Below are 13,717 nucleotides of genomic sequence, written 5' to 3' on the forward strand. Positions count from 1 at the left end.
AATGCACATTCCAAGACCTGAATACCCGCGTCCGCAGCTTGTTCGAGCGGAATGGATTAATTTGAACGGAACATGGGAGTTTGAAATGGATTTTGGACGGACCGGCAGACAGCGCGGCCTCCATCAAACGGAGCGGCTGGAGCAGTCAATCCTCGTGCCCTTCTGCCCGGAAAGCAGTCTATCGGGAATCGGGTATACCGATTTTATGCCTGCAGTATGGTATCGCAGGACGTTTACGCTGCCGAAGGCTTGGTCAGGCCAGCGCATTCTGCTGCACTTCGGAGCCGTTGATTATGAGACGGAAGTATGGGTTAACGGCGTATCGGCGGGAACGCACCGGGGCGGCTACAGCTCGTTTCAGTTCGATATAACGAAGCTGGTTCAAGAAGGAGACAATGTCATTACGGTGTGCGCTGAGGATGATGTGCGAACAGGGCTGCAGCCGGGAGGCAAGCAGAGCGGTAAATATCATTCGTATAATTGCTACTACACGCGGACAACCGGTATTTGGCAAACGGTATGGCTGGAATGCGTTCCGGAATTCCATATCGATTCGTACCGTATCGTAACGGATCCGCTCAACGGTCAGGCGAACCTGGCGATACGCTTCAATGGGAGCTACAAAAAGGGTCTATCGCTGCGCATCGACGCTTATTACAACGGAAAGCCTGTAGGCAGCCGCACTGCGCAAATCGGCAGTCATCAGCTGCACACGCAGCTGTCGCTGGACGAAGTACATCTGTGGGAGCCGGGGAACGGAAGGCTGTATGACCTGTCCTTTACATTGGAAGAGAATGGCCATGCATTCGACAAAGTAACAAGTTATTTCGGACTGCGGGATATCACCTTGACCGATAAAGCGGTATTGATCAACGGGCGGACCGTCTTCCAGCGTCTCGTACTAGATCAAGGCTTCTATCCGGACGGCATCTACACGGCGCCAACGGATGAAGCTCTAAGCCGCGATATTGAGCTTGCTATGGATTTGGGCTTCAATGGAGCCCGGCTGCATGAGAAAATATTCGAGCCCCGCTTCTTGTATTGGGCGGACAAGCTAGGCTACCTGGTATGGGCGGAACACGCCAACTGGGGGCTTGACATTACTACGCCAGCGGGACTTCGGAGCTTTTTGCCGGAATGGATCGAGGGGATGGAACGCGATTTCAATCATCCGTCTATTATCGGCTGGTGCCCGTTCAACGAGACGTGGGACCGAGACGGAACGAAGCAGGATAATGAGGTGCTGCGCATCACCTACGAGGTGAGCAAGAGCATTGATCCGACGCGTCCGGTGAAGGATACGAGCGGCCATTATCACGTAAAGACGGACATCTTCAGCTTGCATGATTATGATCAGGATCCCGAATCGTTCGCAGCCAGACTGGAGCCGATGAAGAACGGCGGCGAAGTGTATGTACGGCATCCGAAGCGGCAAAAGTACGAAGGACAGCCTTATCAGGTAGCGGAATACGGGGGCATCTGGTGGGACCCGGCCCAATCTCACGAAGAAGGCTGGGGGTATGGCGACCGTCCGAAAAGCGAGGAGGAGTTTCTTGCCCGGTATGAGGGCCTTATGACGGTCATCCTGGATAACCCGAACATCAGCGGTTTATGCTACACTCAGCTCTATGATGTAGAGCAAGAGGTGAACGGGCTGTATACCTACGATCGCAAGCTGAAGTTCCCGAGGGATGAGATCCGCAGAATCAATATGAAGCCGGCTGCTATTGAACGGACGGAGCCGTCCGGCAGCTAATGAGAAGCCTCCCTGGCAAGGGAGGCTTTCTTGCAGCAGCTGTGCTAGCCGCGTAGAACGGCAGTTATATGAAATCGCTTACTTTAATGCGGCTAATGATGCTCCTGCTCGCTGAATTGACTGCGGAACGCGGTGGGGCGCATACCGATTTTTTGCTTGAAGAGATTGGAGAAGTAATGGGGGTCGGAATAACCCAGTTGCTCGGAAATTTCGTTGACCGTCAAGTGGGTCTCGATCAGCATCAGCTTGGCCGATTCCACTTTTTTGGTAAGAACATAATTGTATATCGTGGTTCCCATTTCCTTCTTGAACACCCGGTTCAAATGCTTGGCGGATAGGCCCATCTCCTTAACGAGCTGCTCTGTATGAAACGGCTGCAGCATCTGATTGTCCAGGTGCAGCTTGATCTGCCGTACAAGGAGAGGTAACAGGTCTCCGCGGTTTCTTTGGATTTCCGATAAACGGATCACGATTTGCATGAACAGCTGCTGCAGGGCTCCTTGCATCTCCTCGATCGTTTTGCTCTCGGCCCAATCAATCCCTTGCCGGAACAACGGTTCCATGTCCGCGTCCGGGACGATAATGGTGGAGAGAAGCCGGTAAGCCTCGAGAACATTGAGCGCCCATTGGCTGTGTACGTTATACCATATAAATACCCATGGCTCCTCCGGCGTCGCTTCGGATATCACCTCATGGAAGCAGCCGCTGCGCATAAGGAAGACATCGCCTTGCTGCACGCGACTGGTTTGTGAGTTCACGCGAATTTTCCCGCGACCCGACAGCACGCAGCCGATGACCGTAATGGTGGAAATCCTTCTCACATTGCGGTACTGAGGAGTGCAGTAATTAATGCCGATGAAAGGCACACTGATGGGGGGAGGGATTTCGCCGATAGTCGGAAAATGATAGATAGGCCCGTATTTGTCCATAATCCTCACCATTCTACTGAAAATTGTATTCCTACAAAGGCAGTCAGCCCGTCTCTTAGGAGTAATGAATGTATTGTAACACAACCACCCTTAGAGGAAGAAGGTGTATATAGATTGAGGGGAAGAGGCGTCATGCCGGTTATAGTGTCGTTGCTTGCCATAGCTTACTTGCTGTGGCCTGAAGGGAGCCTGACAACGAAGGATGGAGGAGATGCTGAAATGAGCACGATACCGTTTCAAACGGACGCAGCTCACGCGGTTATTGATATCGATACGAGGAGTGAGAAACCGATCCCTTACGGCATGAGAGGTGTAAATAATGAGACCAGCAACAAAGAGGCTTTCATCAATCATAAGCAATTGATCGATGAGGTGAACCGTTACGGACGTCTCGGCTTCATTCGCTGGCCGGGCGGGACGAATTCCGATGTGTTCAACTGGCGGACGGGGATGCCGGATATCGATTACGGCGCATTTTCCTTCGGACCGGACGGCACGATTCATGGGCCGCATACGACCTTTCGGCTTGGCCAAGCCAAGGGCGGAGAGCACATCACAGATTATGTGGAGCTTCTTCGCAAGACTAACACCAAGGCAATGATCACGGTCAATACGACGCGCCAAACGGCAGAGCAGGCCGGAGATTTGGCCAAATATTTATATGATAACCGCGTCCCGGTCATCTATTTTGAGCTGGGGAACGAAATCATGTTCTTTACATCAAGCAGCGGCAAAAATACGGCGTACTACAAGACGGCATCGGATTATCTGGATAGGGTTCGCGGCCACTTCGATGCGATCAAACGCAATTATCCGGGGGCGCAGGTTATCATTTCCGTGGCCAACAGCAATAAGCCTGAGATGGCGAAGGCGTTTGACAAGGACGTATACCAGTATCCGGACCCCTACTGGGATGGTATAACCTTTCACCGCTTTGAAGGCGACGGAAGAACGGTTGCGGAAGCTGTAAAAAGCGCCAATAGCGCATTGGAGAAGCTCGTACCGCTTATCGACACGAACTACGTGCCGCATTTGCAAAAGCAAGATACGCCGATTTATTTGGGGGAGCAAGGGGTCGCACTGGGCGGCATTCTTGAGAGCACGCAATATCATGGGATTTATGTCGCGGAATCGATTTTGCGGCTATCCACCCACCCGAATATTACATACTTGGCGGGCTACCGGCTGCATAACGGGATTTTCAATACAAATGCGGCCCGAGGCGGAGCCAATGCTTCCCTGCTCATGGAGGACGCGTATCAGCGGGGAGAGACAGTCGATCCGTCAACGCTTGCGTACGACAGCTATTATCATGCGTCTTCCGCCGGATTGCGGGTTGTCGACGGGGCGGTGAACTACAGCTCGGCCGTATGGCGAGCACAGGTGACGGGCGGAGCCGAATCGCCGAAGGCGGAAGGCAGCATGCCTGCGTTATATGCTGCAGCATACAAAGGAGAGAACGGGACGCGGTACCTCGTCATTACGAACAAGTCGGCTCAGGAACAACAAGTGTCCGTACAAATGAACGGCAAGCCGGTACTTGCGGCCATGAAACAAACCTATACGACCTCAAACGACCCGGCTGCACGCAATACGGCGATACAGAAGGAACAGGTTGCCGTTCGCAGCGAAGCTACCGGGAATCCGGTTACCGTTGCTCCATACAGCGTTACTCGCTTGGAGTGGGACGGTGAAGCGCCCGACGCACCTCGGGAAGCTTGGCTGTATGCGGCGGAGCCCGGCCATGGCTCGGTTCATCTGCAATGGTACGCAATCCCGAATGCATCGGGCTACAAGATAAAGTACGGCACCGAGTCAAAGGCTTACACGTATACGATCAACGCCGGACAAGCGTTGGAGTATGACATTTCCGGATTGACGGAAGGACGAACCTATTATTTTTCCGTCGCGGCTTATAATGAAAGCGGGGAAAGTCCGGCATCGAACGAAGTCCCCGTTATGCTATCTGCTCCGGATATCCCGCTGCTGCGCCACGCCTATGCAGAGCGTTCAGGCAAGGTCGTGCTGGAATGGCAATCTGTCGCAGGAGCTGCTGGCTATCGGATCCTGTACGGCAAAGCGCCCGGAGTGTATGCCGGAACGATAGAGGCCGGCAACAATGCCGGTTGGCTGGTGAGCGGACTAGACAACGACACCCGCTATTATTTCTCCGTAAGGGCCTATAATGCATTGGGCGAGAGCCGGAATTCGACGGAGCTGGAAGCCGTCCCGAGGAGTCTGCTGCCGCTTGCTCCCCGCGATCTGTCGATCAAGAAGGAGGACGGGCCATCCATCTCGATGCAATGGAAGCCGGCGCGAACCGAGGTGGAGGAGCATCACTTTGAAGACGGGACGGCAGGGCCGTTTCATGCCGAAGGGTGGAACGTGGAGCCGCACCCGGATCGCAGCCGGAGGGTGAACGGCTACCGCGCTCAAGAAGGCGGCAGCGAATTTGCCGTGTGGTCGAGTACTCCGCAAGGGAACTATGAAGGGGAGGCTGTCTTGGAATGGACGGACGGAGTGCAGACGGGGCAAGCGGGGATCGCCGTGCGCTTCCTCGATCAGGACAATCATATCCGGTTTGTATACGACCGAACGGATAAGCAATACAAGCTGATTAAAGTAGCGTTGGGCAAGGAACAGGTGCTTGCAGCGAAACAAGCAAACGGCGATCCATTGAGACTGTATCTGTTCCTTACGGTCGACGGAAACCATATTTATGCCAAGCTGAATAATGAAGGCACCATTCTGCGGGCAACGGACAGCTCGCCTGCGGCGGGGAAGTTTGCTCTATATAGCAGCGGTACCGGCGCGTGGTTCGATTCGGTCCGAATGTACTCGCCAAATACAAGAACATATACCGTATACAGAAGCATTCAACAGGATACAGGCTTCGAAGCGATTGCCATGGGAATTAAGGACACGGCATTTACCGACAGCGGGCTGCCGGAAGGAACGCGGTATTATTATAAAGTGAAAGCGGTTAACGAGCTCGGTGAAAGCCATTCGTTCTCCAACGCCATCCGCAAAAATTAAATGCTGCGCGATGTCCGGAATGCTCACTTTTTCGTCCGATAATTGTATTCAAACGAAGCGTTTCGCCATGTATGATCATTATGACAAAAAAATAAGGGGTGTTTACATATGAAAGGTAACAAAGCGCTGATCCTCGCGTCTGCCGCAATATTGGTTATGACCTCTGCATGCACGGGCTCGAATACACCGAAGCAAGCAGCTCAAACAGAAGAGAACAAAGAGCCGATCAAGCTTACCGTCCTTCAATATTTGCTCAACGTGACGGACGAAGACTTCAGCAAGCTGATAGCGGAGCCGGTAAAAGCGAAATTCCCGCATATTACGATGGAGCTGGTACGTAAGCCGGCCAACCAATCTTTTGAAGATATGCTCACTGCCGGGACGTTTCCCGATATGATGCTTCAGGCCAATTTCGATATTTATAAATACACGCCGATCGGTCTTGCCGAGGATCTGACGGCCTATATCAAGAACAGCGGCCTGGACATGGCGAAATTCGAGCCGAACATCATTCAAACGTTGAAAAGCTACGGAACCAAAGGCGAATTGTATATGCTGCCTCTTTACAGCAATCCTGCGGCTTTATATTACAACAAGGATATCTTCGACCGGTTCGGAGTTCCTTATCCGAAGGATGGCATTACCTGGGATGAAGCGATCGGCCTCGCCCGCCAATTGAGCAGAACGGACGGCGGGCAGCAGTATTACGGACTTGACCTGATCGCCGCCCCCCGTATCTCGGCCTCGTTGATGCTTCCGCTTCACGATCCGAATACCGGCAAAGCTGTGCTGACATCCGACAGCTGGAAATCCTATTTCGAGATGTACAAGTCGATCAAGGATATCCCCGGCAACCAGACGAAAGGCATCTTCAACGACTTCGAGAAAAACAAGAATTTGGCTATTATGGTCGCATATAACCGTCTCAATCAGCTGGAGGAGCTGCATCAGGCGGGAACAGAGCCGAACTGGGATATCGTTACGTTCCCGAGCCGCAAAGAAGCTCCGCTGGTGAAGGAAACCGATGTATCGGGCCTGCTGCTGTCCACCAAGAGCAAGCATAAAGAAGAAGCGTTCAAGGTCATGGCCTTCTTGGCTGAGAAGGAGAGCCAGGCTCGCATGGCGCGAAGGGGATTGATCCCGGTCATCAATGATCCGGAAGTGACGAAAGATTTTGGAGCGGACATGGCGTCGTTGAAAGGAAAGAACGTGCAGGCTCTGCTAAAAATGAAGAGCGGTCAAAATCCGCCGCCAAGCCAATATGAGGAAATCATTAAAGAGGTCATCAATAAATCGATGGTCGAATATTTGAAAGGAAAACTGGATACTAACACAATCTTGAGACAGGCGGAAGAGGAAGCTAATAAAAAAATCGAGGAAGCCAAAAGATGATCAGTGAAGGAGACAATCGCATGTCCAGATTGATACAGCCAGAAGCCGCAGGAGGCGCTCCCGCCTATTTCATGGGATACTTCAGCTCCGGGCCGAACCAAACCCACAAGCAGGAAAAGCTTCATTATGCCTATAGCCGGGATGGACTTCACTGGTATGAGCTTAACGAAAATCGCCCCGTGTTCGGTACGTCATTGGGAGAAGGCATACTTCGAGACCCGTTCATTGCCAAAGGCGCCGACGGTAACTGGCATATGGTGTTCACGATCCGTCCGAGGGGAGAATACATAGGCTATTGCCGTTCAAGTGATCTGATTACATGGGAAGACGAGAGGAAGCTCCCGGTCATGAAAGGCATAGACGATTGTATGAACAGCTGGGCGCCGGAGTTCACATACGATCCAGAGCGCAACCAATATCTGATATATTGGGCATCCAGCTGCGGACAAGATTTGGGCAACAGCAAGCATTATTCTGCCTGGACGCCTGATTGGATTACATTAACGGAGCCGTCGCTGTTCTTTGATCCCGGATACCAGACCATCGATGCATCGCTTGCTGAGCATGAAGGCAAATATTACATGGCGGTGAAGGATGAAAGCGTAGTATACGACCGCAGCGTCAAGCATCCTTGCCGCAATGTTCTGGCTGTTTCCGATCGGCTCGAGGGGCCATATACGGTCGAAACGGGTTTTCGGACACCCGACTACACGGAGGGGCCGGAGTTTTTGAAGCTGGAAGGGACGAACCGTTGGCTGCTGTTCTACGATTATTGGTCCTACGGCAAGTTCGGCATCATGGAGACAACCGATTTTCGCGAGTGGAGAGAGCTCGGTGAGGACGAGTTCCGCATCCCATACCGTGCAAGACATAACACCGTCTTCCCGATAAGCGAGCCTGAGCTGGCGCGGCTTTTGGATAAGTATGCGCTATTGGCGCAATATGGTACGCCGACGAATGCACCTGTACGACTGGCTGCAGAAGAGCCGGAAGGATTCCTGCACAGCGCCTTCTCCTTGCGAACGATCGTCATGCAGTTTAGTCCGAACCAGCTTGCAGGAACCCAAGTATTGTTTGACGAAGGCGATAGCAAGAATGGCATGGCATTGAGAATTCGCGAAGGAGGGCTCGAAGCGGCGGTCGTATCGGAGGGAGAACGGGTGATGCTTCAGGCTCCCGTAGATGCGTCGGCAGGCGGCAAATGGCGCCATGCTGCTCTCAGCTTTGCCGAGGGCACAGTCTCCCTGTACCTTGACGGGAGGCTGGCTGACCGTGTTCGTGCCGGTTTCGCCATCGTCGGTCCGCATACCGGAGCTGGAGGGTATGGCGGGCGCTTCGGCAGCGATGCGTTCGGAGATACACACGGCAAGGATCCTTTCGACGGAGAGATCCGCCAAGTGAAGCTGTATTCGGTTCCGCTGCAGGAAGCGGACATTGCGATGATGGCCAAGCCCTTGACGGCTGCCGTCCTGTAATCAAAAAGCCTGAATTGTCACTATGACAATTCAGGCTTTTTTTACCACAATAAAATTTAAAAGATTCCGAGGTCATCGGATGTAAAAATTCTATTTGGCGATAAAAACAACCTCTTAACGCGGTCGCTCCTCTGTGAAAGGACGTCGATAGACGTTTTTCTCATATCGATTTTTCACAAATGATCGTCGGCTTTTCACATTTACTTTCCCAAGCGTCCGGCATAAGCTTGATATATGCAGCTTGGCTTTCTGAGCTCACCACGACAGATATCGATTTTTCATAATCATAGTGAGTGGATGTACGCTATAGCTGAGTCGGGAGCGGATTTATATCCCTTTGCCCCTGACTAGTTTACATAACAAAATTTGAAGGAGTGTTCGCAATGAGGACATATCGATTGAACCAGTTAGCCGATGTGACAGAGGGTCATATTTTGAAAGGTATTATGCCTGGGGAATACTTATCATACGGGGGACTTGCCTTTGAGAAGCCGGGAGCACGTGCGCATACGAACGATGGTCCTGGAGGGAAGGATTATCATGTGCATGAGGATTGTGAAGCGTTCCTTATTTTACAAGGGAAGGGCGAGGTCGAAATCAATAAAGAGCATTTTTACCCTGTCAAGACCGGGGACGTTATCATTATTGAGCCAGGCGAGGACCATCATCTTATTTCAAGCGTGGAAGATCCTATTGTCGTCGTATGGTGCCATGCCGGACCGTCACGAAACAAAAATCAATTGTAACTAGCAGAAAGAGAGGATGAGCTATATGAAGGCGGTTCTGGTCGGTTTGGGAAACTTTGGTTCAGGATGGTACAAAAGACTGAAACGCCATGCGGGCGTTCAGGAGATCTGTGTTGTTGAAACGAATCCAACGCTCCGGGAAACGATTGATCCGGGTACTCCTTTTTATCTGAATTTGGAAGAGGCAATTCAGAGCGAAAGACCCGATTTTGTGATTAATGTTACACCTCCTCACATTCATACAGCCATTAACGAAATTGCCTTCGCACATAACTTGCCTGTGCTGTGTGAGAAACCGATATCGAACGATATTAGGGATGCGCAATATATTGTAAGCCAAGCCGAACAGAAGAACATCCCGTTCATGATTTCCGAGAATTACCGTTTCTTTGCGCCGGTACGGAAGGCGAAGGAGCTGCTGGACATGGGTATCATTGGACCGTTGTCGTCGGTACACATCGAATTTGACCGCTATCATGTTGTCTCCATCCCCTATTTTGGCAAGATGGCCAATGGACTGCTGGAGGATGTCACGATTCATCATTTCGATATGATTCGTTATTTTACCGGCCAGGAGGCAGTCAAAGTATTCGCTATTAACAGCAACCCGCCCGGAAGCTGGACGGAGACGACGACGATTCACCTCACTGCGTGGCTGGAGCTTGACGGAGGAACCATAGTAGATTATCACGGCAGCATGATGGCAAAAGGTAAGCAGACCGAATGGTATGGCGATTGGCGTTTCGAAGGGGCCGAAGGCGCAATTGTTATAACGAGTAACCGGGTGCAGCTCATGAAGGATGGCAAGGACGAAGAAGTATACACCTTTGACGGGGTAGGACAAATGCTGTCGCTGGATGAATTTCTTGCAGCATTGAAGGAACGGCGGGAGCCAAGACCAAGCGGCAGCGACTATTTGAAGTCGCAGAGCCTGGTGCATGCTGCGGGTGTGTCGTCGAGGATGGGGAAAATAGTTACCGTAGAAGAAGCACTAAGAGAAATGTAAAGAAATAATAAAATAGCAATCTATAAGAAATCTTGCTGCCGTTTACATGCTATAATAGATCCTATGTAAGACGAATGAATGACTCTTGTCGGTATTTTCAGAGATTCATAATTTCTTATTAGGAGGCAATATTATGGCAGCAGCTAATCCCGTTACAATCACCGTGGAAACCATCGTTCATAAACCAGTTGAAAGCGTATGGAAATACTGGACGGAACCCCAACATATCATGCAATGGAATAATGCTTCCGACGACTGGCATACGCCGCATGCCGAGAACGATCTGAGGGTCGGCGGTAAATTCGTCTCGAGAATGGAAGCGAAAGACGGCAGTTTTGGATTTGATTTCGGTGGAGTGTACGACGAAGTCAGCATTAACGAGAGCATTGCCTATTCGTTGGGCGACGGCAGAAAAGTGAAGGTCTCCTTTATTCGCCAAGACAACGACACGAAAATCGTTGAAACGTTCGATGCGGAAGAAACCAACGCCGTTGAGATGCAGCAAGCCGGATGGCAAGCAATTTTGGATAACTTCAAGAAATACGCCGAAGGCGTGCAAGAATAATATATAATGCAAAGCGCATGCCGATTACGGCATGCGCTTTGTAGTTCAATCGGGAAGCCTTTATTACGATCAGGACAGCACGTATACAGTGACGCCTTTCTGCAAGCCGAATTGTCGCGCTTCCTCCAAATTTTCGAAATATACATCCAGGCGGCTGCCTGTGATCGCAGAGCCTGTATCTTCAGCGGTACGATATCCAATCCCGTCGATATACACCTTGGTCCCGAAAGGAATGATGGAAGGGTCCACCGCCACCGTCCGTCCTTCTTCCACATGGGCGCCGCTTTTGGTCACGCGATAAGCCGGATGCTCCGGTGTTTTGCCGGTAGATTCATAGCCTGCCGTGTATGCGGTCAAGGTGGCATTTAGCACTTGGCTGACAACAATTTCGCCTTCGCCCTCAGGCAGCTGAAAGCCGGGAATATACAATAACTGGCCGGCGCCGATTTGTTCCGGATTGGCAAGCTGGTTGTTCTCGGTCAATTCTTTTAGACTGGTACCGAACATTTTAGAAATTTTGTAAACCGTATCCCCCTTTTGAATTTGATACCATACGCGCTGAGGAACTGGGGGATGTACAGGCTTGTTCTGCGGGCTATCCGATGCGATTACATTGCTTGAGCCACCCATACTGCTCTTTTCGTTCGCCGCTGCATCCGCACGTTTGGGCTGATTGCAATAGGCTTGTACATCCGCTGCTGCCGAGGCAGTGGAGCCTCTCGCCGTCAACTGATTTAAGACGGGCTCGGAGGGCCGACACACCTGACGAACCTTGGAGCGCTTGATGAGCTCCAGCGCTTCCGCCCGCGTAATCGGTTCCGCTCCCCGGTAGCTTTCCAAGGAGAAGGAGTCATCCTTGCCGCTGGCCAACTCGTTAGCCATGACGAAAATAACGGCGTCATCCCCCTGATAAGAGTAACCGTAAGCACCCGCCATAATTTCCGCAGCATTCAAACGCGAAAGTGGTGTGTTGCGCTTCTCTACATTGCTTATACCTACCACCGGATACTTAAGCTTGGCCGCTTGTTCATACAAAGAATCCGCCCAATGTCGTTGTTCTGGGGAAGCGGTATCGTTGGAAGACGGTCCGCTTGCAGAAGAGTAAACCGCCTCGGTTACTGGCGTGGAGCGAAACAGCATAGCCAGAAATTCCGCTTCCGCTACCGGCTGGTCCGGTTGGAAGGTACCGTCCGGGTACCCTTGAGCAATATGATTTTGAACCGCCCAATCTATCGCTTCCATAGCCCAGTGATTTGCCGTGTCTGCAAAACGGGTGGAAGCCGAGGCTTGCGCAGCCGGAGCTAACACGGAGCTTATCAGCAGTAAGCCCGAAAGCGCGGTGGGGACCATTTTTGCTGCGTTCATAGCTTCTCCTAACTAAAGACGATTTGCCGTTAATAAGATTCGTCGATTATTGTAATGGAATATTTTGGGTCAGTCAATCCTCTTTCCGATACTTACCTTCAGGTTACTAAATGGATTTCATTACACTCCTTGTCATCCTCTTCCTTATTGACTATGATGAAGGATATATCCATGACATAGGGCGGAGTGATCACATTGGCAGACGCTAAGGCAAATTATCGAATCCCGCTTTTTTGCGCCGTGACCTTGCTGTTCTGGTTTTCCATGTATACGTGCGTTCCGATCTTGGCTTCATATGTAGAGTATCTTGGCGCTTCCCACCAAATGGCCGGCTTTATCGTCGGCATGTACGGGCTCAGCCAGATGCTGCTGCGCATTCCCGTAGGTGTGCTTTCCGACCGTTATCACAAACGCAAATTGTTTATCGTATTCGGACTGTTGTTCTCCGTATTGGCCGGACTCGGCATTCTGATCACACAGGAGGTCACCTGGATTCTCATCTTGAGAGCGCTTGCGGGAGCAGCGGCGGCGACCTGGGTGGATTTCACTATTTTGTTCGTCAGCTACTTTAAGAAAGAAGACACGACTCAAGCGTTGGGGACGTTGTCCTTTTACAATTCCATGGGGCAAATGCTCGGCATTCTTCTCGGCGGATGGTTCGCGGACCGGTTCGGGTGGGAGTCGTCATTTATCATCGGCGCGGTGGTAGGGGCGATAGGACTCGTCGGCGCATTGTATCTGGTCGAGAAGGTGGAGAAGGATGCGCAGAAAATTACCTTCGAGGGTGTTCTGGAGGTAGCGAGGGACCGGAAACTGCTCACCGTTTCCTTCTTGTCCATTCTTTTTCAGGTGCTGACCTTCGCGACCGTGTTCGGCTTCACACCTGTGTTCGCCCAGTCGCTTGGAGCTACGAAGCTGGATATGGGACTTCTGACGTTCTTTTCCACGTTCCCAACCGCATTAGCCTCCTGGTTCGGGGGAAGGCATTTGGCGCAAAAGCTGGGCGAGAGGAATACAATCATAGTCGGATTCGTCATCAGCGGAGTGTTTACAGTGGCAATTCCTTTTACTCCATCGCTCTGGGTGCTGATGCTGACGCAAGCTTTGGCGGGCTTCGGAAGAGGCTTCACTTCTCCCGTGCTGATGTCCTTGAGTATTAAGCATATGGATACCGGGAAACGGGCGACAGCCATGGGCTTCTATCAGGCGATTTACGGTTTAGGAATGTTCGGGGGACCCTTATTCATGGGAGCTGCCGGGGATTGGCTATCCTTGGAGGACGGCTTCCTGATGGTCGGCGCCCTCGGCTGCGTCACATCCGTATTGGCATACCTGCTGCTGAACAGGGCGGGGGCGGGAACGGCTGCGCCTCATCGGGGGTCAGGCGCCCTGACGAAGTGATCGAAGCAGCGTGACTGCATACCGCAGCTGTACCTGATGAATGAAA

10 protein-coding genes are annotated in these 13,717 nt (G+C 51.7%); 8 read left to right on the forward strand and 2 right to left on the reverse strand.

What is annotated here, in order from left to right:
• Position 1 precedes the first annotated feature (1 nt).
• A complete protein-coding gene (locus ACFQ88_RS18350; RefSeq protein ID WP_379455103.1) occupies positions 2 to 1,756 on the forward strand; it encodes a glycoside hydrolase family 2 protein in 1,755 nt (584 codons plus the stop codon).
• A gap of 92 nt (positions 1,757 to 1,848) precedes the next feature.
• On the opposite strand, the gene ACFQ88_RS18355 is transcribed toward ACFQ88_RS18350, so the two are convergent.
• Positions 1,849 to 2,685, reverse strand: coding sequence for an AraC family transcriptional regulator (locus tag ACFQ88_RS18355; RefSeq protein ID WP_379455104.1), 837 nt, complete (start codon positions 2,683 to 2,685; stop codon positions 1,849 to 1,851).
• A 132-nt stretch (positions 2,686 to 2,817) separates the two neighbouring features.
• On the opposite strand from ACFQ88_RS18355, the gene ACFQ88_RS18360 reads away from it, so the two are divergent.
• From ACFQ88_RS18360 to ACFQ88_RS18385, 6 genes are all read left to right on the forward strand, one after another.
• Positions 2,818 to 5,721 carry a fibronectin type III domain-containing protein gene (locus ACFQ88_RS18360; RefSeq protein WP_379455105.1) on the forward strand — a complete coding sequence of 968 codons (2,904 nt, stop codon included), beginning with the start codon at positions 2,818 to 2,820 and terminating at the stop codon, positions 5,719 to 5,721.
• 108 nt (positions 5,722 to 5,829) lie between these two features.
• On the forward strand, positions 5,830 to 7,113 hold the full coding sequence (locus ACFQ88_RS18365; RefSeq protein ID WP_379455106.1) for an ABC transporter substrate-binding protein: 1,284 nt from the start codon (positions 5,830 to 5,832) through the stop codon (positions 7,111 to 7,113).
• A 20-nt stretch (positions 7,114 to 7,133) separates the two neighbouring features.
• On the forward strand, positions 7,134 to 8,588 hold the full coding sequence (locus ACFQ88_RS18370) for a LamG-like jellyroll fold domain-containing protein (RefSeq protein WP_379455107.1): 1,455 nt from the start codon (positions 7,134 to 7,136) through the stop codon (positions 8,586 to 8,588).
• Between the two features lie 383 nt (positions 8,589 to 8,971).
• Positions 8,972 to 9,334 carry a cupin domain-containing protein gene (locus ACFQ88_RS18375; RefSeq protein ID WP_239625701.1) on the forward strand — a complete coding sequence of 121 codons (363 nt, stop codon included), beginning with the start codon at positions 8,972 to 8,974 and terminating at the stop codon, positions 9,332 to 9,334.
• Positions 9,335 to 9,350: 16 nt separating this feature from the next.
• The gene (locus ACFQ88_RS18380) at positions 9,351 to 10,340 is read left to right on the forward strand and encodes a Gfo/Idh/MocA family protein (RefSeq protein WP_379455108.1); all 990 of its coding nucleotides are present in this window, start codon (positions 9,351 to 9,353) and stop codon (positions 10,338 to 10,340) included.
• Between the two features lie 133 nt (positions 10,341 to 10,473).
• The gene (locus ACFQ88_RS18385) at positions 10,474 to 10,905 is read left to right on the forward strand and encodes an SRPBCC family protein (protein ID WP_239625697.1); all 432 of its coding nucleotides are present in this window, start codon (positions 10,474 to 10,476) and stop codon (positions 10,903 to 10,905) included.
• 69 nt (positions 10,906 to 10,974) lie between these two features.
• Here ACFQ88_RS18385 and ACFQ88_RS18390 read toward each other — a convergent pair whose 3' ends face one another.
• Positions 10,975 to 12,270 (reverse strand): 3D domain-containing protein, encoded by a 1,296-nt coding sequence (locus ACFQ88_RS18390; RefSeq protein WP_379455109.1) that lies wholly within the window; start codon positions 12,268 to 12,270, stop codon positions 10,975 to 10,977.
• A gap of 195 nt (positions 12,271 to 12,465) precedes the next feature.
• On the opposite strand from ACFQ88_RS18390, the gene ACFQ88_RS18395 reads away from it, so the two are divergent.
• Positions 12,466 to 13,671: an MFS transporter gene (locus ACFQ88_RS18395; RefSeq protein WP_239625692.1), complete on the forward strand. Its 1,206-nt coding sequence runs from the start codon at positions 12,466 to 12,468 to the stop codon at positions 13,669 to 13,671.
• Positions 13,672 to 13,717: the final 46 nt, after the last annotated feature.

It is taken from the genome of Paenibacillus sp. NPDC056579 (assembly GCF_042793215.1).
Classification (GTDB): Bacteria; Bacillota; Bacilli; order Paenibacillales; family NBRC-103111; genus Paenibacillus_S.